This window comes from Leptolyngbya sp. FACHB-261, from assembly GCF_014696065.1.
In the GTDB taxonomy this organism is placed as follows: Bacteria; Cyanobacteriota; Cyanobacteriia; order FACHB-261; family FACHB-261; genus FACHB-261.
Genome location: NZ_JACJPL010000031.1, coordinates 94,512 through 115,091, shown reverse-complemented (window position 1 = coordinate 115,091; position 20,580 = coordinate 94,512). Strand labels below are relative to the sequence as shown.

The window sequence follows — 20,580 nt, the reverse complement described above, 5'->3', positions numbered from 1 at the left end:
TGAGTGGCTTAATGGAGCGCTAGGATAGATCTTCGAGTCCCTCCACTTTGAACCATGTCTTCGACCGCCGACCGCCGCTATCACATCACCACCTTCGGTTGCCAAATGAACAAGGCGGACTCCGAGCGGATGGCTGGCATTCTAGAGGGCATGGGTTTTCAGTTCACGGAAGATCCAGAGGCCGCTGACTTGGTCCTCTACAACACCTGCACCATTCGGGACAACGCTGAGCAGAAAGTCTATTCCTATATCGGCAGGCAGGCCAGACGCAAGCAGCAAAACCCAAACCTAACGCTGGTTGTGGCAGGTTGTGTTGCTCAGCAGGAAGGCGAAGCTCTACTACGCCGGGTACCTGAACTCGATCTGGTAATGGGACCGCAACACGCCAACCGGTTGAGCGATTTGCTAGAGCAAGTCTTCAATGGTTCCCAGGTGGTAGCCACAGAGCCAGTGCATATTTTCGAGGACATCACCAAACCCCGTCGCGATAGCAAGGTCACGGCTTGGGTCAATGTGATTTACGGCTGCAATGAGCGCTGCACCTACTGTGTGGTTCCCAGTGTGCGAGGCGTTGAACAATCGCGCGAGCCTCAAGCGATTCGTGCCGAAATCGAAGAATTAGGGCGTCAGGGCTACACAGAGATCACGCTGTTGGGCCAGAACATTGATGCCTACGGTCGGGACATCAAAACAACCTTCACCGACCTGCTCTATCAAATTCACGATGTTCCAGGGCTTGAGCGCATTCGCTTTGCTACCAGTCACCCGCGCTACTTCACCGAGCGCCTAATTCGTGCCTGTGCTGAGTTGCCTAAGGTTTGTGAACACTTCCACATCCCCTTTCAGTCAGGCGACAACGAGATCTTGAAAGCTATGGCCCGGGGGTATACCCACGAAAAGTATCGCCGCATCATTGATACCCTTCGCCGCTACATGCCTGATGCGTCAGTCACTGCTGATGCGATTGTGGGTTTCCCTGGCGAAACCGAAGAACAATTTCAAAACACACTAAAACTGGTCGATGATATCGCCTTCGACCAGCTCAACACTGCGGCTTATTCGCCTCGACCTAATACCCCAGCCGCGCTTTGGCCCGATCAACTGAGTGAAGAAATCAAAAGCGACCGCTTGCAACGCCTGAATCATTTGGTAGGGCAGAAAGCAGCTGAACGCAACCTACGGTATTTAGGACGTACTGAAGAAGTGCTGGTAGAGGACCAAAATCCCAAAAATCCGGCACAAGTGATGGGCCGTACTCGCAGCAACCGTCTTACCTTTTTCGACGGTAATATTCATGACCTTAAGGGCAAGCTGGTTCAGGTTGCGATCACGGAGGCCCGAGCCTTTAGCCTGACTGGTACGGCATTGGTTGAAGAGGTGGTTGGGAACCCTAGGTAGTCCTCAATAACCGCTAATTTCTTCTAATTTCTTCCTCTCATGTTCGCAACTTACAACGATCACCTCAAACTCGCGCCCCAACAAGCTGAACAGCTGCTCTCACTGAGTGTGCAAGAATTTCTCAGCCAGAGTAGTGTGCAGGCTCTTTTGAAGAGCCTAGATGTTGAGCTGCTCAGGCAGACTCTACCCACCGCTGGGTCAGTCTTAGCCAGGCAACTGCCACCCTTTTACAACTGGCTCAAATCCGAATTAGGTGTGGCTAATGTTCCAGACACACCTGACCATGCAACTAAATGGGTTGTGAACTTCTTGAACAACCAGGAAAGCTTAGCGAGACTGGTTGAGTTACACCGCCCAGTTCCCCAGCCTGCGATGGAGCGAGCTATCCCTAAATTGGTCGCAGCTTTTGACGATGTAGAAAACGGCACCCGACAGGAATGGCAGAAGGCAGTGTCGGCCCTCTGCCTACTCCTAGCGGTTGCCGCTCGGGATCGAGATCTTCACAGTAGCAATGCTTAGCTGCTGGCTAGCTTGCCCACAGAGCTGTGGCCCAGGGAATCCTGGTTAACTTGACCAAGGCCAAGGCTAGCTTGATTAAGCAGCAGCTCCTAACCAGTTGCCTAAGCGCTCCCGCACTTCAGGCTGGCGCAATTTCTTCATTGCGGTTGTCTCAAGCTGGCGAACTCGTTCGCGTGAGACATTGAGCTGCTTACCGACATCGGCCAGAGTTAGGGGCTTGCCGCTGTCGAAACCATAGCGCAGTCGAATGACCTCCGCCTCACGCTCAGTCAGCACTCCTTCGAGCACTTGCTCGATTTGCTGCACTCGTAACTGCTCAGCTACATGCTCCTCTGGGGAAGCATTGAGCTTGTCTTCCAACAGATCGCCCAGCTCAGACTTCTCGTCATCGCCCACGAGCGTATTGAGTGAAATAGCTGCCTGATAAGAGCTGCGCAGTGAACGCAGAGTCTCCAGGTCAAAACCAGTGTAATCGGCTAGCTCTTGCTGAGTAGGGCCACGGCCTAGGCGTTGAGTCAACTCACGCAAAGACTTTTTAAGCTTATTGAGCTTCTCAACAATGTGAACTGGCAACCGAACCATGCGGCCTTGAGTGGCCAAGGCACGCGTGATGCCCTGCCGGATCCACCAGTAAGCATAGGTACTGAAGCGGAAACCCTTGGAGGGATCAAACTTCTCGACACCCCTCTCTAGGCCCAGGCTGCCTTCCTGGATCAGCTCCAGCAGGTCCAAGCCACGATTGAGGTACTTACGAGCAATTGAGACCACTAGGCGCAGGTTTGCCTCAATCATGCGCTGCTTGGCTCTCTGGCCCTGCTCCAAGCGCTGGTTTACCTCAGCTACATCAATGTCTAAAGATTCAGCAATCTCTGCAAGGCTAGGCTCCCGCTGAAGTTGCTCCGTCAGGTTATCCTTGGCATGGAGGCACTGCATCATCAACTGCACCTGACGGGCCAGCTGAATCTCCTCCTCGTGGGTCAGCAACTCGTGCTTGCCCATCTTGTGTAAGAACAGACCTACCGCATCGCGCTCCCGAAGGCCAGCGGCACTGCCCGACTTCAGAGTGGCAACTGCCATATCGACTCCTCTCTCTGCTGTGAAAAAACTTTGCAGCGGGTGGTGAAAAGTTACCCTAACCCGCCCTATCGGTGTTTCGTATTTACTTCTTAACAATACTGGCAGTTTCTAGGTCAGCATAGAGAGTCAACCGTACTTGGTGGGTTGGAATTGCCCTACCTATCCTCGTCTTGCACCTCGGCGGGTCTAGGCCATAGCAAGCGAACTGCCATCAAGGCAAAGCCTGCCGCGGCGACACCTTTGAGTAGGGCGGTTGGCAACACCTGTGCGGCTCCCTCTCCCGCCAATACACCAATCAAGCTAGTTAAAACCAGAGCCGCCGAAGCTCCCAAGAATACTGCACGGGGCGAACGAGAGCTTCCGCCTAAGGTCATAGCTGCTAATTGACTTTTGTCGCCCAGCTCGGAAAGAAAAACGGTTGTGAAGCTTAGCAGCAGTAAATGCCAGTTCATCGCAGCACCCCATCCCAAAGTAATGCCACTGCCAGGGCTAGAAAGCTTAAGCCAGCCAAGGTGTCCAGCACTTGCGGTGCGAATTTCTTGGACAACCACTGCCCAGCCATCACCCCCAGCAAACTAGTCAAAACCAGTGCCGGAGCTGCTCCCAAGAACACCACCCAGGGTTGCTGGGATTGAGCACTCATCATCAGGGTGGCAATCTGAGTCTTATCGCCAACTTCAGCTAGAAAAATCGTGGAAAAGGTTGCCAGCACAACCTTGGGATCTAACTTGGACACAGCTTGCTTGGGTGCAGCCTGCTTGGGTGTAGCTTGGCTGTGAAGCTCAGAGTGAGTCTCAGGAGGATGCAGAGGCAAGGGGCGAGTTGGTTCTTGAAGCTGCATCGTCGCTGCTAGGCCTCTATTATTTTCACTATCGTTTCATTTTTAGCGTGCCATCTGTACAAAATAGCGTCAAGTCAACAGAGGTTGACTATTAGTTGACCAATAGTCAACCAATAGTTTGGGTGAATTGCTCTAGCTCTGGGCTTGGGCTACCGTACACGCCTTCGATCTGCTGCTGACAGCACTCAATGGCGAACTCATCCAAGTCTTCTGGTCCAACGTCATAGAGGTCGCTGAAGACTTCGGGCGTTACCCGGCAGAAGCGAGGACGCTCAGTGTAGATGCGGCAGGTGCGGCTCTCGTGATCAAAATTGACGCACCAACCACCCTCACCGACCAAACTCAGGTAGAGCTGGAGTTCGTCTGGGATAAGGTAGTCTGCCAAGTCAGGGCGATCCGCCGGATCGAGGTGGCAGCAGGCTCCACATTGCTTGACACATTGCCAGGTTGGCACAGAATTTCAGGGCAACAGAACTGAACCATCCTAGCGATTAAATCAAGCGATTAAACTAGGAGATTAAACTGGCAGGGCCAGTAAACAGTCTTAATGGGCAGCGCAATCTGGATACCATAGACCATCTCTATAGCATTGCCAATTCGCCTAGAACTTCAAGCCGCTTATAGTCACTGAGAGTCGTGAATTGCTCAGCCAGCCTCTCAGCGGCACTAGGGGTAATCCAACCGAGCTGCCGCAGTGCGTGGATTGCAGCACCGTGCTTGGCCCGCTTAGCACCATCTTTGACCTTGATCGCTAACCCTAAGCCCTGCCCAACTCGCCCAATACACTGAACTCCTTCAGCTCCAGCCTTGCTGATCAATTCGCCTTCACTGAGGCGCATCAGCTCGGTGTCGAATTCGCCATCCCCGGCCACCATCTCTGGATAACGGGTCATCGCTCGCACGAGACACTCAAGATCCAGACGACTACCGGAGGCGAGATGAGCGTACAGCGTTGCCATCTGACTCAGTTGCAGGAAATATGTGGGAACTCCACAGTCGTCACGGGCGCTGATGAACTCAGCTGTGGGGATCCGTAGCAGGTCAGCTAGCTTCTCAAGCACGAGCTGCTGGACTGGATGCCGGCTGCTCAAGTAGCTCTCTAAAGACCAATTACATTTCTGACAGACTGCCAGCATGCCAGCATGCTTCCCAGAGCAATTATGTTGCAGTGGGCTGCGTCGACCTGTAGGAATTGGACAACGCAATTGACTGGGATCAACATCGCAACGCCAGAGAATATTGAAAACTTGCCGAGATTGGGTCACTGTTCCCTGGTGAGAGCTACAGATGACCGCTAGATCCTTGTCGGATAAGTTAAAGCGCTCTTTGGTCCCGGAAGCAACCACAGCAAGGGCCTGAATTGGCTTCAAAGAAGAGCGGATGAAGGCAGCTGTTTCTGGGTTACCGGCTACTGAGAAGACCCGTCCCCGCGTATCACAAACCACTGCCTCAGCATAATGGCTGGATTCAACAATGCCTTCGCGCAGGAGCCGAATTTCTAGCTCCTCAGTTTGAGTTCTTTTTCCCCTAGTCATGCGTAAAACTGTAACACCTTGGATGGGACGCCTGGCCTCAATCGCTAAGATGGAAGGCTGCATAACAGCCAAAGACATCACAGCTTAAGGACACTGCACGCCATGATTGCCCAATCGCCCCTTCCAACTCAACCGCTAGCCACAGAACTGCTGCCCTTTCTCGGCTCAGACGTTGCTGCTGCCTACGAACAGGCTCAAGTGGTGATTTTGCCAATCCCCTACGAAGCCACCACAACCTACAGAAAAGGCTGTGCTCAGGGTCCCGCTTCACTTTTGGTTGCTTCGCAGCAGGTTGAATACTACGACGAAGAGCTAGAGCGTGAAGTCTGGCCGGTAGGCATCTATACGCACGCGGCAGTCGGTGGTGATGTGCCCAATGCTGAGACTATGCTGCAGCAGGTGCGTGAGGCAGTCAAAGGCTGTGCAGACGATGGCAAGTTTGTGATTGGTATTGGCGGTGAGCACAGTATTACCAGTGCCATTGTGGAAGCCTATGTGCAAAGCAACCCGTCAGAGCCGTTCACCGTGGTTCAGATCGACGCTCATGGTGACCTGCGCCATGAATATGAGGGATCGATTCACAATCATGCCTGTGTGATGCGGCGCATTGTCGATATGGGCCTACCAACACTGCAAATCGGCATTCGTAGCATTTGTCAGGAGGAAGCCGACCTGATCAGGACGCAAAATTTAGCAGTATTTCGGGCGCGTGAACTTGCCAAATCAGCTAATTGGATCGACGAAGCTCTGGCAGCTATTCCCACCCGTAAAGTCTTCATCACTATTGATGTGGACGGTCTAGATCCAGCCCTGATGCCTGGAGTCGGGACGCCGGAGCCCGGTGGCTTAGGCTGGTACGAAACCTTGACCTTTCTACGACGCTTGTTTGAAGGCCACGAAGTCATCGGCGCAGACGTGATGGAACTAGCTCCACTAGGCGACTCAGTTGTATCTGAATTTACTTGTGCCAAACTGGTCTACAAGCTGATTGGATACCACACTCTGGCTGCCAATCCTTCATGATTAGCAACATCCAAAACCATAACTTTCCGTCCTCCTACCGATTACGGTGACTGGGCAGCAAGGTTAAGGTGCGTGCCAGGGTAGAGTTTTTGTCCCCGTCGCCCTTCTTCGAGGTTCCATGCACCAGCGTCCTACTGACAGCTTTGCGGATGATGTGTTTGACTTTGTACCCCTGTATGGAGTCCACACGCTAAGCGGTGTTGCATTGTTGGCTGTGGCGCTGGTGGACCTATCCGTCCTATACCGGCTGTTCCAGCAATGGGCTGGACAAAAGCTGTCCACTTGGGTTGCAACTCGTCCAGCTTGGCTAACACTACGGCGCTCACCGGCCTGCTAGTCTTTTCCCTTCTAGGCTGAAAACAGAGTAGGATCAACCCGATAGGTTGAGCCAAAGTGGGCATGGCAGTTAAACCGGAATGGTTACGGGTCAAAGCTCCTCAATGGGAGCGGGTTGGCAACGTTAAGGATATCCTGCGGGATCTCAGCCTAAACACAGTTTGTGAAGAGGCGTCCTGCCCCAACATTGGCGAGTGTTTCCAGGCAGGAACAGCCACCTTTTTGATCATGGGACCGGCCTGCACGCGGGCTTGCCCCTACTGTGATATTGACTTTGAGAAGAAGCCCAAAGCGCTGGACCCGAGCGAGCCTGAGCGACTAGCCGAAGCGGTTCGACGATTGGGGCTGAACCATGTGGTCATTACCTCTGTCAACCGGGACGATTTGCCGGATGGGGGCGCCTCTCAATTTGTGCAGTGCATTGAGCAGACGCGGACTGTGATGCCGGGAACCACGATCGAAGTGTTGATCCCTGACTTATGCGGCAATTGGCAGGCTCTAGCGGGTATCCTGAGTGCTCAGCCTGATGTGCTTAATCACAACACCGAGACAGTGCCACGCCTTTATAAGCGCGTGCGCCCGCAAGCTCAGTACGAGCGCTCATTGGAGCTTTTGCAGCGCGCCCGTGAACTCGCTCCTTGGGTCTATACCAAGTCGGGTATTATGGCAGGCTTGGGGGAAACTGATCAAGAAGTCGAGCAGGTAATGCGCGATTTGCGCTCTGTTGACTGCGACATTCTCACCATTGGTCAATATCTTCAGCCGAGCAACAAGCATCTAGGTGTACAGGAGTTTGTGACGCCAGAGCGGTTTGAGCAATGGCGACTTCTAGGCGAATCCCTTGGCTTCTTGCAAGTGGTTTCGTCACCCCTCACGCGCAGCTCTTATCATGCTGAGCAAGTACGAGCCCTAATGGCTTTGCACCCCAGAGTGAAGCTGGACGGTTTAGCTGCTCAATAATTGCTGCTCAATAACTAAAGTTCAGTAACCTCAGCAATTCGGCTGTTTGTTCAGGCTTAACTAAGCTATTGGCGCACAGAATGCCAGAGCCAGCCACTGCAGGAACACCAATACCAGGCATGGTGCTGTCGCCAACGCGATATAGTCCTGCTATGGGTGTGCGAGGTCCTGGAAATAAACCCTGTCCAGCTGCAATTGCAGGACCATAAGTACCTTGATGGCGGCGTAAGTAGTGAGCATGAGTTAAGGGTGTGCCGACCAGCTCTAAAGTGATTCGTGCTTGCAGGTCGGGAATAATCCGCTCTAAAGCCCGATATAGAGGCTGCGCTCGCTCACGTTTGCGATCCTCATACTCTGGGCCTCGCTGCCAGCCTGCATACGGCTCTAAGGTATAAGCATGGATGACATGGTGACCGGACGGGGCAAGCGAGGCATCCCAAACCGAGGGAATAGAAATCATGCAGGTGTTACCGGGCGCTGTGATGTCCTGCTTAGTGCTGTGAATAACGACGTGGTGACCGGTGAGATGGTCTAGGCCCTGGGCGCGGATACCCAAATGCAGGTGCATGAAGCTCTCGACCGCGGGAGTCGCGAGGGCGTTTTGCCGGTAGGGAGCAGGCAGGTCTTCAGGCTTAAGCAGTCTGGTGTAGGTATCCCAGAGACTAGCATTGGAGATGACAATGGGAGCCCGAATTACCCCACCATTCTGTAGTCGTACCCCTACTGCTCGCTTAGACTCCACCAAAATTTGCTCGACATGGGCTCTCAGGCGTAGTTCCCCACCCCAGCGCTCCAAACCGCGCACCAGTGCTTGCACAATTGCACCACTGCTGCCTACAGGGTAATCAACGCCAATACGAGAGCGCTCACCCATCATGAAGGCAACCTCAGGCGCGATTGTGCTGTGCGCCTTAAGACCGGAGAGTAGAAAGCATTCCAGGTCGATCAGTCGTCGCAACCAGGGATCCTGTACATCTCGATCCATGAGTTGACCGACTGAAGCCTGAACCACGCCAACTAGAGGCAAGAGTTTCAGTAGTGAGGGCCAGTAGTGCCTGAGCAGAACTGGCAGCAGATTTAGATCTGCTCGGAGAGCGAGGGTTGGAATGCCTCGTAAGGCCTCGTAGAGAGACAACAAGCGTTGCTCAAAGCATTGAAACTCAAGCGCCCCAGTTGGGCTCACTGCTGCAATGGCGTCTTGGTAGCGCTGAGCATCACTGTAGACTGGGAAGCTTCCTTCAGGAAAGTGGTAGTGGCCTAAAGGGTCATAGGTGATTGTCGCTAGCGATTCTCCTAGAACTGTTAGCACCTGCTGCAATGGGTTCAAGCTACGTGGGTTATTCAAGCCACTGTAGAAAGAAGGTCCAGAGTCGAAGTGAAAGCCTTGGCGTGAAAAGCTGTGGGCTGCTCCTCCTGCAATCGTGTGGCTCTCGCAAACCAGAACCCGTTTGCCATAGCGAGCGAGCAGTGCAGCTGCAACTAGCCCACCGATGCCACTACCAACCACAACAACATCTAAGCCATTTAAGTCATTCGAGGTCATTCGGGTTCTGCATGCTCTAGGTTTGGCAGGAAGATGGGCGAGAACGCTTGAATATTCGTAGTCGTAATGAGTATGATTTAGAGTAGTTGACCTAAGACAGAATGTAGTGACATGGCAAGAGTACAGGAGATTCCAATCCGGCAGATCCGTCGTCCTCTATTTCGGCAGAACGATCAGGCCAAGGTCGCTGCTTTGATGGAATCGATTCAAGAAATTGGTTTGCAGGAGCCAATCGATATCCTAGAAGTCGAAGGCCAATACTATGGCTTTTCAGGTTGCCATCGCTTTGAGGCTTGTACCCTTCTGGGTTATGAAACTATTCGCTGTAATGTCCGACGTGCGCCTCGCTCGGTTTTACAGATGCATCTAGCTTGATGTCTGAAGCGGCCTAAAGCGGCATTAGTGATTGATTAAGCAGTAGAGAATTACCTCAAGAGAACCAGCCCGAAAGAACCAGCTCCAATTGACCATAAAAAGCATCGCTAAAAAGCACGAAGAAAGAGGTAGGCTAGCCTACCTCTTTCTTACATATTGAGTTGCTTATTGAGCCTTTTATAGAGACTCCAACCCAAGCGTGACTACTTCATTTCGACAGGTAGTTTCAGCTCTGAACCGGGTTTATCGCCATCGGGCTCAATGGAGACACCTTCGATAAAGGAGCGGAGCATCCAAGCCATGTCTTCATGAGCTTCCATGATGCCGGTTAGGAAGTCAGCTGTCCCTTCGTCACCAAATTCCTCAGAGCAACGGTCTACATGGCCGCGCAAGTTGCGGATGACCTGCTCGTGGTCGTCTAGCAAACGAGCTACCATGCCGTAGGCAGTTGGGATGTCACCGGGATGCTCTTCCAGAGTGGCGTACTCCAGGAAACCTTTGGCTGTGCCCACAGGGTAACCACCCAGAGCTCGAACGCGCTCGGCAATTTTGTCTGAACTCTCAGACATAGCCTGGTACTGTTCTTCCCACAGTTCATGCAGTGAACGGAACTGTGGACCAACAACGTCCCAGTGGTGCTTCTTAGTCTTAATAATCAGTAAATAGGTATCTGCCAGATCAGCATTTAGTAATCCGATCACGCCTTCGCGTTGCTCAGGTGACAGACCAATATTTAACTTACGCATTATTTAGAATCTCCGTGGTTCCGCAGTACCTCTATCAGAGCAAGCTACGAACCTTAGGACATCAACCCAATGGCAGAAGAGGGCCAGATCAGCCCGCTGAGCCAGGAATGATTCTCAGACTGCAAGTTGTGAAAATTCTCATTAATCACTAATGCTGTTGCTATCAACACCTGCATCTGTCTGAAGGATTAAACTATTCTTTTGGTGAATTTACAGCTAGGTTTTTATTACTTGGATTGGTTCTTAATTTCCACTTCTTAATTAGAGATGAGCTGGCTAGGGACAGGTACAAGCTTGATGAGCTTAGTTAAGTGAATATGTTGATCTAGGTTGCCAACGAAACTCCTAAGACCTAAAAACCTCAAGAAAGTCGAGCGTTGAGATATTGACTGAAGACAAATTGACGAATGCTGAGTCCTGCGCTCCATCTCCGATCCTAACCTAGCTGCCAAAACGACCCAGGCTTTGCTACTATTATCAATTGAACGCTGGCGTAGCTCAGCTGGTAGAGCAGCTGATTTGTAATCAGCCGGTCGCAGGTTCGAATCCTGTCGCCAGCTTCCTAGAGATTGAGTCCTGCGGTGCATCGGATCACTATGCCTCGGACCCCGGCCGCTAGCCGATTGCTCGGCTTAGCGGGTCTGCTGTTGCTCACGTTGAGCAGTTGCAAGCAGCAGGTGACCTGGGAGACTTATCACAACGACCGCTACGGTTACACCTTTCCCTATCCCAGCACCTGGCGCGCCGCAGTTCCTCCCAGTAACGGTGATGGACAGGCCTTCATCAGCCCCCGAGTTTCCGAGGTTCAAATCCGGGGCTGGGCGGCTCAAGTTGCGACTAGCGTTGAGGCATTGCCTCCGTCTAACTTTGTGACTGACCAAGGGGTACGCGGCTACCTCAAGCAGGAGTCAGAGCCGCAGACCCAGACAATCTATCTGAGCCTGGCAATCCAGCAGCAGGGGATTCGCTACAACCTTCTGGCTCAGGCGCCACAGTCAGAGTTCAATACTTACCAGCCTTACTTCTACTACGTTGCTAGAGGCTACCGTTTAGACCAGAAACCGTCCGGATCCTGAGAGTATCTCCGGCATCTATGATGATCAGGGAGCCTTTGACGCCAAGATAAAGGGCGCGAGGCCCGCCAGCTTAGATACCAGGAGAACGTCGGTAAAGCATGGGTGAACTATTCACTAAGGGTGGCCCGGTCATGGTGCCACTGCTGGTCTTGTCGATTTTGGCACTGGCCGCCATTCTGGAGCGTCTTTGGTTCTGGTTCAATATGTTGCTCAACGAAGGCCAAGTCATGGGACGGGTGCTAGAGGCAGCCCGACGCGACTGGGATGCTGCCGCCAAGATTGCCCGTCAATATCAAAACCAACCGGTGGGACGTTTTCTGCTGGCTCCAATGAAGCTGGAGAACCCAAACCCAGAACTATTCAGCCTGGCACTTGAGGGTGCGGCAGAAGACGAACTGGGCGCAATGCGTCGTGGTGAAAAGCTACTGGAGGCAATTGTGGCGCTGTCTCCCCTGTTAGGACTGCTGGGTACAGTCGTGGGATTGATCAACTCTTTGAGTTCGATCCGCTTAGCCGACTTGGGAACCTCGGCCACAGGTGGAGTAACCCTCGGTATTGCCGAGGCCCTGATTACCACGGCCACGGGCTTAATTGTGGCCATTGGAACCCTGTCATTTCACCGCCTGTTCCAGGGGTTACTGTTCAATCAGATTAAAGTGTTCCGCAAAGCAGGCAATGAGCTGGAGCTACTCTACCGGCAACACTGGCAGCAGTTTTACGGCCCTGAGCGGCGCAGTTCTCCAATCGAAAAACAAGCTCAAAGCTGATGAAGATTAATCTGCCTTTTATGTCAGGTGAAGAGGCTCGCATCGATCTGATTCCCCTAATCGACGTGATCTTCTGCATTCTGACCTTTTTTCTGCTGGCCGCGACTGTGTTGACCCGACAGCAGGGCATCAACCTAAATCTCCCCCAGTCCAGCAGTAGCGCTTCTCAAACCCAAAGGACATTGGTTGTGAGTTTGGATGCCTCGGGGAATACCTTTGTGGACCGCGACCAGGTGAGCCAACCGCAACTGGTGCAAAGAATCTTGGATTATTTGACGCTTAATCCTCAGGGGGTAGTGGTGCTTAGCGCAGACCGTAGCCTGAGCTACCAGCAGGTAATCTCAGCTTTAGATACTCTGCGTGCTGTGGGTGGCAGCCGCGTGGCGCTGGCTACTAACCCACCAGCAGGTGCACAATCAGGGCCACAATCCGGCGGTGGCATCACCGATCCCCTCAATCCTGGGGCGCAACCTGCTCCACAACCAGGTTTTCAACCCAATTTACTGGAGCAGAATCCCGGGCAGTTTTATACCCCCGCACCAGCTCAGCCTTGAAAAATTACCTCTTCCGTCAGCGGAGGCCCGGCAGCTAGCGCCGTACACTGTGGGGGTGGGTTGATCCAGACCGAGGCATTGACTGTTTGGCTGAGCTAAACCGTTTCGACCGCCCTCTGCACTCTGAACAGGGGCATAATCCGACACCTCAGCTCGTGCGACCCACGGGCTTGTTGGTGCTGATTGCTTATAAGCTGGGGCAGGCGATTTTGCTGACGTTTGCCTCAATCGCGCTACTACTAGCGCGTATTCACCACAGCACGATTCGTCAAATGGCTCTGCTCCTGGAAGACTATCCACTAGAGAGTCAGCAAGTAGTTGTCAATTGGGTGTTGGTCCACGTTGCTCAACTGAGCCCACACACACTGCTGTTTGCTTCTGTCGCAGCAGGACTGTATGCACTACTGAGCTTGGTCGAAGCTATTGGCCTTTGGCAAGAGCGAACCTGGGTACGCTGGCTGCTCTTGGTAGCTGTAGGGCTTAGCCTCCCCGTCGAAGTTTATGAATTATGGGCAGAAGCAACTTGGCCAAAGGTAGGGTTGTTGACGATAAATGCCCTAATTTTCTGGTACGTTCTTAAGCGCTTTCCAGACGCCCATAGTACAGTTAGCGGGGAGATATAGCAGGTAAGGCAAGCTCGGTGATCACGCTCTTAGCAGTACGGCTTTGCCCTCTCTAAGCTTGAAGCTTGCTCACTACGATTGAGTCATCACCAGTGAATTTCAAGATTTGCCAGGAGAACTGTGATGACTCTGATCCGCTTAACCCCTTCCGTTGAATTGGGTCTGATGCGCCGCGACCTGGATCGCTTGTTTAACAGCTTCTCTGGCACTGTTGCTCGTCAACAGCCCCAAGCTGAAGCTTGGCAGCCTGCAATTCAGGTAGTCGAAACCCAGAAGGCCTACGAAGTACGGGCATTAGTCCCGAACCTTGATCGCGACAGCCTAAAGATTGAGGTGACAGTTGAGCGCCTCGTCCTCAGTGGGCTTGTGCAAGACCTTGCTGCTAATGATGCAAAGGTCCACATCAATGAGTTTCGTCAGGGCAACTTCCGCCGCATCCTAGACTTCCCGTTGGCACTAAGCACCTCTGATGTTCAAGCTGCTTATGAAGGCGGTGTGCTCACCGTGCGTCTGCCCAAAGCTCAAGCTGCACGCGTTGTCAAAGTTAACCTCCTAGACGCTCAGCCTGAAGCTCAGCCTGCTGCGCCTGTTGCCGCTGAAGCCCCTGCGACTGAAACACAGCCTGCTGTCTCTGTAGCGCCTGCACCTGTTGCCACCGAGGTTTCTGCTTGGGAAGCTCAAGCTCAAAGCCAACAACCCAAAGCTGCTGAAATCCAAGACATCTGGGCCTAATGGTTCGGGTCTAAGTTTCTGGGTCTCAGCTTTCGGGTCTAATTTTTGGGGTCTTGCTTGAAACAGACTGAAGCAAACTGACGCGACACCTGTACGTTAGTCCACCTCACTCATAACGCTTGGGGCTCATACCAGAGAGATGGCAAGTCAGGCATCTCTCTGGTATGAGCCCCATTTTCTGTTGCTAAGTCACTCTAGATCTGTTCCAGAGCCATTTCAGAACGGCTAGAAGCTTAGCGTTGGCTCAGCGTGAGTTGAGTTGGGTTGCTCACCTCGTTACCAGTACGAGCTGTGGCTCGCACGATGTATTGCGTACCCGACGTAGGCCTGCTGGGCAGAGGGACTTGAACCTGAAAGCGACCATTGGCATCAGCGGTGACTTCTTCATTAAGCAGACTTTGACTGCCGAGGTTGATCAGCCCGCCTAGGACCGACACTCTAGAGTTCACATTAACGTTAACTCTGGCGTTGGGACGGGTTTGACCTACCAGGGTAAAGGAACCGCTCACCTGGCCCCCTTCCTGGTGACTAGTGAAGCGGGGTTGCAGTGCTGCTGTGCTACCGGTTGAACCAGTGCCAGTACTGGTGCCAGGGCTGGTCGAACCTCCCGTTGAGCCCCCAGTTGAGCCACCGACCTGAGGCGCTTCAGTAGTGCCACCAGCACTGGTACTCAGGACCACGGGTTGCGCAGCGGCTGCATAGGTCACTTGGTTTTGGCGTAGCAAACGACCGACTACGACACCCTCAGCGACCCGGTCACTGGATTGAACATTTAGGGTCGCGACATAGACACCTGAAGACACTTCTTGAGCAGGCAGCTCACGCACAGTACGGCCATCCTGAATCAAGAGAACCGAGCCCCGTGCACCGGGTGTACCGTTGACGGTTGCTAGAAAAGTTGAGCCTGGCCCTAAGGGATTGCTGGCGGCGTTGTGGGTGACTGAGGTGATGCGTACTGCTGCCTGGGGCTGCTGCACAGCAAATGACCATTCCACCACGCGACGCTGACCATTAACGCTGGCATACTCCACTCGAACCCGGTTCTGTCCTGCAGGCAGGGCTTGGTCGGGGCGGTAGCTGAAGAAGTTCCGCGTAACCACACTATTGTTGGTGACGTCCCGATCGTTAACCAAGATCCGGACCGAATTTACATCCACAGCACCGCCATCAGTGGAGTTGAACTGACCCGAAATCGAGGTGCTGGGTGAGACGTTTTGGCTATTGAGATCTGGGCTGACATCTACCACGCGTTGCGCCAGTGCTGCTGGCGGTAAGGCCAAGGGTGCAAGCAGCAGGCTGGAGGCGGCAGTTAACGTCAGTAAGAGCTTTTGCATGATCAATTCGAGCAGACAGGGATTATCTCTTAAGAGTCCCTGGATCTAGCCTAAGTTCCGCAAACCTCTCAAGGCAGAGTTGCTCTTGAATCAAAACTGAAGTAGCTCATTGCAGGCTTGATGAATTTAGAGATGCCTTAACTAAGAGTGTCTCTAAGGTCGAAAAGCTTTAAGAGCTTATTGGCCTTAGCTCTGAAATTGAGAGGCTCTCACAGGCGTGGCAGGAGTAAATCTGACTCCCAGTAGCCCAAGCAGCTGTCTTCTTGGGTCACCGTGAGTGAATGGCGGCAAGCATTCAGTGTGAGCTGTAACCAGAACTCCCGCAGCATAGATTGCATAACGATTACAGGGTAAAGGCTGGCACCAAAGGCAATGCGTAGGAAGCAGTCTTGGTCGGCCAGATCCTCAAACTGCACAAGGCCCCCGTAACCCGTCTCGTTGATCTGCACTGCTAAACGTTCGCTCAACTTAAGGGAGCTAGCACAGAGCTGAATGCCTATAGTGGGTGCTGGCCCTGGTAGATGACTACTCCGAGGACACAAGGTGCGCAGATAGTCAGCCTCGGGCTGTGACAGATAGAAGAGTTCTCCCCAGAAGGGAACCCCCTTCTCCCAACGCTGCAACTCTGGCATCACAAATTGCCCGTGGGAAAGCTGGTCGCGATAAAGCTGCTGGAGACGTAGGGAGGGAGTGACATCACCCAGCATGGCCCTCATCCTTCCAGGGAATCAACTTGCGAACGTCGGTTGCGACAGCGGTCAGAGCAGTATTTCACCTCGGACCAGCACTTTTCCCACTTCTTGCGCCAGGTGAAGGGACGGCTACAGACCGGACAAACTTTGGTTGGTAGGTCAGACTTCAACCGTTGCTTCGCCATATGCTACCTTTCGCAACCGAATTTGCAACCTAATCACAAGAGCCTTGAACTGTCATCATAATCTTCAGCCTTCTTAATAATTTAGCGTTGATCTCGAACCTACAGGTTGTGTTAGTCGAACCCGCTGGGCCGCTGAACGTTGGCTCAGTAGCGCGGGTAATGAAGAATCTGGGTTTCTCGTCCCTAGTCCTTGTCAATCCCCGTTGTGACCCACAGGGACCAGAAGCTCGACAGATGGCTGTGCATGCGGCTGATCTTCTCGACCAGATCCAGGTTGTGACCTCACTACCCGCAGCCCTGTCCGCTTCCCAGCGGGTTATTGGCACGACAGGTCGTTCGGACCCACTGCCTGTGCCACCTCAATCGCCAGAGCTAGGTCTCGGCTGGCTAGTAGAACTTGATGCAGGGAAGACTAGCTTAGTGTTTGGGCCTGAGGACCGGGGTTTGAGCCGGGATGAACTAGCTTATTGTCAACGGTTTGTGACCATTCCAACCAGTTCTGCTTATACCTCGCTCAATCTGGCCCAGGCTGTTGCTATCTGCTGCTACGAGTTGCAACGCCTCAGCCAGAACTCAGTACAGATATCAGCTGCCGTTGAGCAGTTGCCAGGCCAACTACCTCAACACGTACCTGAACAGCAGCAAGCAGAGATCGCAGCTTTAGAAGACTATTTCGCTGAGTTGCAGACAACCTTGCTGAAAATCGGATATCTTTACCCCCATACTGTCCGCAGCCGGATGGCCAAGTTTCGGGCTTTGCTGAACCGGGCCCATCCTACCGCTACGGAGGTAACCATGCTGCGTGGTATTCTGCGTCAGCTGGATTGGGCGCTGTCCCACCCAACTGAGTTGGGCGATTGCAGTCGTGAGCCTCGTGAGGAATGAACGTTGGTTGAGAGATCCCCCCTACGGCCAATTCAGTGGAATGCCAGTGCTGTAGCGCGGGCAGGTGCAGAGGCCGACCAGAGCACAACTCAGAATCAGGGCCGTCGGCTCCAAGCTCGCACCAGAGAGGGCAAAGAGGCAAAAGAGGCGAAGAAGTCTCCAGAGGCAGTGCCCCAACGCTCTCTACGCACAACCCAGGCTCGCAGCCGCAGAGAGCGTCGCAGTCTGTTGTCGGGGTCGCTTGACTCAGGGGTTGCTGCCAACAACCTAGCCCGGAAAGCAGACGAAGCACGCCCACCCGAGAACCGCCCGCCTCTGACCCGTTCCTCTCGTTTAAGGACTCGTTCTGAGGCAAAACCACGCGATAAAGTAACCCCTGAAACTGAGCGGTCTAACTCGCGCCAGCGCAGCCGGAAGCCTCAGCCATCGTCCGTCGCTCCCGCGCCGCGCACTCCAGCCCGTCTACGCACCAAAGTTCAGGCGGTGCCCCCTCTGCTACGAGCGCTACGCCTGTTGGTGGTCGGTGTTGGACTGGGTGCTATTGTTGGCACGCTGATTTCGATCTGGAATCCTGATGGCACTCAGCATGCTAGAGCGCAGGACTCCCATCAGCCTAATCCCCAGGCTACATCGCAGTCGGGAAAGGTTTTAACACCCTTAGAAACTCAGCAGGAATTGAGCGATCTCAAACAGCAGCTTCAGACTTTAGCCACCGCTGAACCTGATCTCAGCCCAAGCGTGTTTGTGCTGGATTTGGATACCAAAGCTTACGTTGACCTAGCGGCTACCACGCCGTTCTCCGCAGCTAGCACGATCAAAGTGCCGGTTTTGGTTGCCTTTCTTCAAGACGTGGACGCGGGCAAGATCCGCCTGGATGAGCTTCTCGAAATGCGACCGGACCTGATCGCCTCTGAGGCTGGAGATATGCAATACGAAGCTCCAGGCACCAAGTTCACGGCTCTGGAAGTGGCAGACAAAATGATCACGGTCAGCGATAACACTGCCACTAATATGCTGATCGACCGCTTGGGTGGCATGGCTAAGCTCAACGAACGCTTTGCCTCTTGGGGCCTTGCTGCAACAGCTATTCGCAAACCCCTACCTGATCTAGAAGGCACCAACACCACGAGCGCTCGTGACTTGGCAACCCTGATGAACTTAGTCAATCAGGGCGATCTCCTATCCCTGCGCAGCCGTGACCGCATGTTAGAAATTATGCGGCGGACTGTAACCAATACCTTGTTGAGTCCAGGTTTAGGTGAGGGCGCTATCATTGCCCACAAAACGGGAGATATCGGCTCGGTGGTCGGGGACGTTGGCCTGATCGACATGCCCAATGGCAAGCAATACTTGGCAACAGCTCTGGTCAAACGTCCTCATAATGACCAGCGAGCTAATGAGCTGATTCGTCAAATGTCAGCTGCGATTTACACCTACTTGAACCAGTCGCCGGGAGCCAAGAGTTCTACTGCCACGCCAACAGCCACGCCTGCAGCGACACAAGACGTACAATGAGAAGCGTTTTATTGCCGTCCCTTGCAGTCTCATGCGCTTTTGGCTTGCTCTGTGTCTTAGTCTTGTCCTGACCTTCTGGGCGGCTGGCCCTTCCTGGGCAAGCTTGGCTGATGACCATTTCGATGGCAACATCTTTCCGCTCTATGCTGGCAATGGCTCTTTGGTGCCGCCGAGGACGACACTCGCGGAATCTTTGCGACGCCAACGCCCAGCACTGCTTGTCTTTTATACCGACGACAGTCGCGATTGCAAACAATATTCGATTGTTGTGTCTCAGCTTCAGGCGTTTTACGGACGCGCCGTTAGCATTATGCCTCTGATCGCAGACACCATCGATCCTGACCACAGCCGTTATACGCCTCAAGATGCTGGCTACTACTACCGAGGTCAACTGCCACAGACGGTGTTGATCGGCAGCGAAGGCCAAGTCCTCCTTGATGAGGTTGGCCAAGTCCCTTACGAGAAGACTGATGCAGTTTTGCGCAAGGTGTTTAGCTTGCCGGAGCGCAATGCTCAGGACGAGACTTTAGTGCCTCGGGCCTTCAACGAATTCAATAGCGAGTTGGCCCGCCCGGACGACAAGCGCAAGTGAATATACCCGAGTCAAGATAAGTGAGTAAACGCAGGTAGGGGGTGAAGCATCAGGAACCAGTTGAACGAGTTGAACTGGCGTCAGAAATGAGGGTCAAATGCTAGTTAAAGGCTTCACCCTTTCCCTTACAACAGCGGCTTACACAGCTAGAGTACCTGCTGCATAAACCCCGGGGTTTAGAGGCCGATTGATCAACGATTGTGGACCGATCAAGGTACCTGCGGGTAAATGTGCTTTGGGACCCAATTTTGCCTGTTCTCCTACATAGCAGGGACCTTCGAGTTTTGCTGCTGGATCAACTTCGGCGCTATTCGCTACCCAAACTCCAGGGGCTCGTTCCTGAGCAGTAGCCGTTAAGGCGTAAGGCATGTTGCCCGTCAGGATATCGAGTTGAGCTTGATAGAACTTGGCTGGGGTGCCTAAATCCATCCAGTAGCCTTCCCAAACAAAGCCCATCATCTTGCCATTGCCAGTCAACAGTTCTGGAAAGACAGTTTTCTCAAAACTTAAGGGCTTACCCACTGCATAAGGTGCAAAGAGCTCGGGTTCTAGAACATAAGTTCCGGCATTAATCGTGTCGATGCCTAAGGCAGCAGCTTCTTCTGCGGTTGGTTTTTCGCGGAAGGCTAGAACACGATTCTCAGGTGTTAACTCGACTAAGCCAAAGGCCGTCGGATCTTCTACACGAGATAAAGTCAGGGTGGCTTGGGCCCCGCTGGCCTTATGAAACTGAATCAAGGCGTTCAGATCTAAGTCGGTCAGAATGTCAGCGTTGAAAACAACCAGTGATTCGCCAGTGAAGTATTGCTCCGCCAGCTTCATTGCACCCGCAGTATCTAAAGGCTCAGCTTCCTCAACGTATCGGATCCGTACACCGTAAGCACTGCCATCGCCGAAATAGTCACTGACTTGATGGGCTTGGTACTGCACGTTCAGCAGGATATCCGTGATACCCGCTTGGCGACAGCGCTCGACCATCCACACCAAAAAAGGCTGGCCCAGCAGGGGCAGCATCGGCTTGGGGCAGCCGTAGGTTAGGGGACGCAGACGTGTGCCTTTTCCCCCAGCAATGATGACGGCTTGCATAAAACCCTCGGGCTATAATCGTCTGTGCTCAGTATACAGAATGATACATTTGTGTCCGGAGATAGGACTACTTACGCCGCAGACTTAAACGGAGTGTTAGTAGTTCTGGATACAGGTATTCCCTTGTGGCGAAGCGCAAGGCCCGGTGACCCATTTAAGGTTGCCGATAAAGGTCTGGGGACACAC

At 53.2% G+C, this 20,580-nt stretch carries 25 protein-coding genes and 1 tRNA gene; 15 read left to right on the top strand and 11 right to left on the bottom strand.

The genetic code is table 11. The annotated features are described in order from the left end of the window. Positions 1–54: 54 nt before the first annotated feature. Positions 55–1,398 carry a tRNA (N6-isopentenyl adenosine(37)-C2)-methylthiotransferase MiaB gene (gene miaB, locus H6F94_RS25695; protein ID WP_190805129.1) on the top strand — a complete coding sequence of 448 codons (1,344 nt, stop codon included), beginning with the start codon at positions 55–57 and terminating at the stop codon, positions 1,396–1,398. 39 nt (positions 1,399–1,437) lie between these two features. Next, the gene (locus tag H6F94_RS25690) at positions 1,438–1,917 is read left to right on the top strand and encodes a hypothetical protein (protein ID WP_190805128.1); all 480 of its coding nucleotides are present in this window, start codon (positions 1,438–1,440) and stop codon (positions 1,915–1,917) included. A gap of 75 nt (positions 1,918–1,992) precedes the next feature. On the opposite strand, the gene H6F94_RS25685 is transcribed toward H6F94_RS25690, so the two are convergent. The 5 genes from H6F94_RS25685 to H6F94_RS25665 form a co-directional block, all read right to left on the bottom strand. After that, positions 1,993–2,994 (bottom strand): RNA polymerase sigma factor, RpoD/SigA family, encoded by a 1,002-nt coding sequence (locus H6F94_RS25685; protein WP_190805127.1) that lies wholly within the window; start codon positions 2,992–2,994, stop codon positions 1,993–1,995. A 155-nt stretch (positions 2,995–3,149) separates the two neighbouring features. After that, complete coding sequence (locus tag H6F94_RS25680) at positions 3,150–3,446, bottom strand: TMEM165/GDT1 family protein (RefSeq protein WP_190805126.1); 297 nt, start codon at positions 3,444–3,446, stop codon at positions 3,150–3,152. Beyond that, positions 3,443–3,835 (bottom strand): TMEM165/GDT1 family protein, encoded by a 393-nt coding sequence (locus H6F94_RS25675; RefSeq protein WP_190805125.1) that lies wholly within the window; start codon positions 3,833–3,835, stop codon positions 3,443–3,445. The genes H6F94_RS25680 and H6F94_RS25675 overlap by 4 nt, the downstream gene beginning before the upstream one ends. 106 nt (positions 3,836–3,941) lie before the next feature. Continuing rightward, positions 3,942–4,289, bottom strand: a complete 348-nt coding sequence (locus H6F94_RS25670) for a YkgJ family cysteine cluster protein (protein ID WP_190805124.1) — start codon at positions 4,287–4,289, stop codon at positions 3,942–3,944. A 127-nt stretch (positions 4,290–4,416) separates the two neighbouring features. Beyond that, positions 4,417–5,448 carry an asparaginase gene (locus H6F94_RS25665; protein WP_396426460.1) on the bottom strand — a complete coding sequence of 344 codons (1,032 nt, stop codon included), beginning with the start codon at positions 5,446–5,448 and terminating at the stop codon, positions 4,417–4,419. A gap of 24 nt (positions 5,449–5,472) precedes the next feature. Here H6F94_RS25665 and speB point away from each other — a divergent pair, with 24 nt between their 5' ends. The 3 genes from speB to lipA all read left to right on the top strand — a co-directional run bounded on the left by speB (position 5,473) and on the right by lipA (position 7,689). Then, the gene (speB, locus tag H6F94_RS25660; RefSeq protein WP_190805123.1) at positions 5,473–6,393 is read left to right on the top strand and encodes an agmatinase; all 921 of its coding nucleotides are present in this window, start codon (positions 5,473–5,475) and stop codon (positions 6,391–6,393) included. 118 nt (positions 6,394–6,511) lie between these two features. Continuing rightward, a complete protein-coding gene (locus tag H6F94_RS25655; RefSeq protein WP_190805122.1) occupies positions 6,512–6,730 on the top strand; it encodes a hypothetical protein in 219 nt (72 codons plus the stop codon). A gap of 62 nt (positions 6,731–6,792) precedes the next feature. After that, on the top strand, positions 6,793–7,689 hold the full coding sequence (gene lipA / locus H6F94_RS25650) for a lipoyl synthase (RefSeq protein WP_190805121.1): 897 nt from the start codon (positions 6,793–6,795) through the stop codon (positions 7,687–7,689). Positions 7,690–7,696: 7 nt separating this feature from the next. On the opposite strand, the gene H6F94_RS25645 is transcribed toward lipA, so the two are convergent. Continuing rightward, positions 7,697–9,232: a phytoene desaturase family protein gene (locus H6F94_RS25645; RefSeq protein WP_190805120.1), complete on the bottom strand. Its 1,536-nt coding sequence runs from the start codon at positions 9,230–9,232 to the stop codon at positions 7,697–7,699. Between the two features lie 111 nt (positions 9,233–9,343). On the opposite strand from H6F94_RS25645, the gene H6F94_RS25640 reads away from it, so the two are divergent. Further along, positions 9,344–9,607 (top strand): ParB N-terminal domain-containing protein, encoded by a 264-nt coding sequence (locus H6F94_RS25640; RefSeq protein WP_190805119.1) that lies wholly within the window; start codon positions 9,344–9,346, stop codon positions 9,605–9,607. Positions 9,608–9,810: 203 nt separating this feature from the next. Here H6F94_RS25640 and H6F94_RS25635 read toward each other — a convergent pair whose 3' ends face one another. Next, the gene (locus H6F94_RS25635) at positions 9,811–10,353 is read right to left on the bottom strand and encodes a Dps family protein (protein ID WP_190805118.1); all 543 of its coding nucleotides are present in this window, start codon (positions 10,351–10,353) and stop codon (positions 9,811–9,813) included. 487 nt (positions 10,354–10,840) lie between these two features. Here H6F94_RS25635 and H6F94_RS25630 point away from each other — a divergent pair. From H6F94_RS25630 to H6F94_RS25605, 6 genes are all read left to right on the top strand, one after another. Then, positions 10,841–10,913: transfer RNA gene (locus H6F94_RS25630), tRNA-Thr, on the top strand. A 36-nt stretch (positions 10,914–10,949) separates the two neighbouring features. Beyond that, on the top strand, positions 10,950–11,429 hold the full coding sequence (locus H6F94_RS25625) for a hypothetical protein (protein WP_190805117.1): 480 nt from the start codon (positions 10,950–10,952) through the stop codon (positions 11,427–11,429). A gap of 98 nt (positions 11,430–11,527) precedes the next feature. Next, positions 11,528–12,196 (top strand): MotA/TolQ/ExbB proton channel family protein, encoded by a 669-nt coding sequence (locus H6F94_RS25620; RefSeq protein ID WP_190805116.1) that lies wholly within the window; start codon positions 11,528–11,530, stop codon positions 12,194–12,196. Then, positions 12,196–12,750 carry an ExbD/TolR family protein gene (locus H6F94_RS25615; protein WP_190805115.1) on the top strand — a complete coding sequence of 185 codons (555 nt, stop codon included), beginning with the start codon at positions 12,196–12,198 and terminating at the stop codon, positions 12,748–12,750. Before H6F94_RS25620 ends, H6F94_RS25615 begins: the two co-directional genes overlap by 1 nt. A gap of 86 nt (positions 12,751–12,836) precedes the next feature. After that, the gene (locus H6F94_RS25610; RefSeq protein WP_190805114.1) at positions 12,837–13,373 is read left to right on the top strand and encodes a DUF2127 domain-containing protein; all 537 of its coding nucleotides are present in this window, start codon (positions 12,837–12,839) and stop codon (positions 13,371–13,373) included. 123 nt (positions 13,374–13,496) lie between these two features. Beyond that, positions 13,497–14,105: an Hsp20/alpha crystallin family protein gene (locus tag H6F94_RS25605; protein ID WP_190805113.1), complete on the top strand. Its 609-nt coding sequence runs from the start codon at positions 13,497–13,499 to the stop codon at positions 14,103–14,105. Positions 14,106–14,338: 233 nt separating this feature from the next. On the opposite strand, the gene H6F94_RS25600 is transcribed toward H6F94_RS25605, so the two are convergent. The 3 genes from H6F94_RS25600 to H6F94_RS25590 form a co-directional block, all read right to left on the bottom strand. Next, positions 14,339–15,439 carry a hypothetical protein gene (locus H6F94_RS25600; RefSeq protein ID WP_190805112.1) on the bottom strand — a complete coding sequence of 367 codons (1,101 nt, stop codon included), beginning with the start codon at positions 15,437–15,439 and terminating at the stop codon, positions 14,339–14,341. A 209-nt stretch (positions 15,440–15,648) separates the two neighbouring features. Then, positions 15,649–16,146 (bottom strand): hypothetical protein, encoded by a 498-nt coding sequence (locus H6F94_RS25595; protein WP_190805111.1) that lies wholly within the window; start codon positions 16,144–16,146, stop codon positions 15,649–15,651. Between the two features lie 5 nt (positions 16,147–16,151). Beyond that, the gene (locus H6F94_RS25590) at positions 16,152–16,316 is read right to left on the bottom strand and encodes a DUF2256 domain-containing protein (protein ID WP_190805110.1); all 165 of its coding nucleotides are present in this window, start codon (positions 16,314–16,316) and stop codon (positions 16,152–16,154) included. A gap of 87 nt (positions 16,317–16,403) precedes the next feature. Between H6F94_RS25590 and H6F94_RS25585 the strand changes: the two genes are divergently transcribed. The 3 genes from H6F94_RS25585 to H6F94_RS25575 are packed head-to-tail and all read left to right on the top strand — an operon-like array spanning position 16,404 to position 19,308. Further along, the gene (locus H6F94_RS25585; RefSeq protein WP_199320664.1) at positions 16,404–17,201 is read left to right on the top strand and encodes an RNA methyltransferase; all 798 of its coding nucleotides are present in this window, start codon (positions 16,404–16,406) and stop codon (positions 17,199–17,201) included. A 3-nt stretch (positions 17,202–17,204) separates the two neighbouring features. Then, entirely contained in the window at positions 17,205–18,716 is a 1,512-nt protein-coding gene (locus H6F94_RS25580; RefSeq protein ID WP_242041424.1) for a serine hydrolase, read from the top strand. 31 nt (positions 18,717–18,747) lie between these two features. Further along, on the top strand, positions 18,748–19,308 hold the full coding sequence (locus tag H6F94_RS25575) for a thylakoid membrane photosystem I accumulation factor (protein ID WP_190805109.1): 561 nt from the start codon (positions 18,748–18,750) through the stop codon (positions 19,306–19,308). Positions 19,309–19,446: 138 nt separating this feature from the next. On the opposite strand, the gene H6F94_RS25570 is transcribed toward H6F94_RS25575, so the two are convergent. Beyond that, complete coding sequence (locus tag H6F94_RS25570) at positions 19,447–20,394, bottom strand: nucleotidyltransferase family protein (RefSeq protein WP_190805108.1); 948 nt, start codon at positions 20,392–20,394, stop codon at positions 19,447–19,449. Positions 20,395–20,580: the final 186 nt, after the last annotated feature.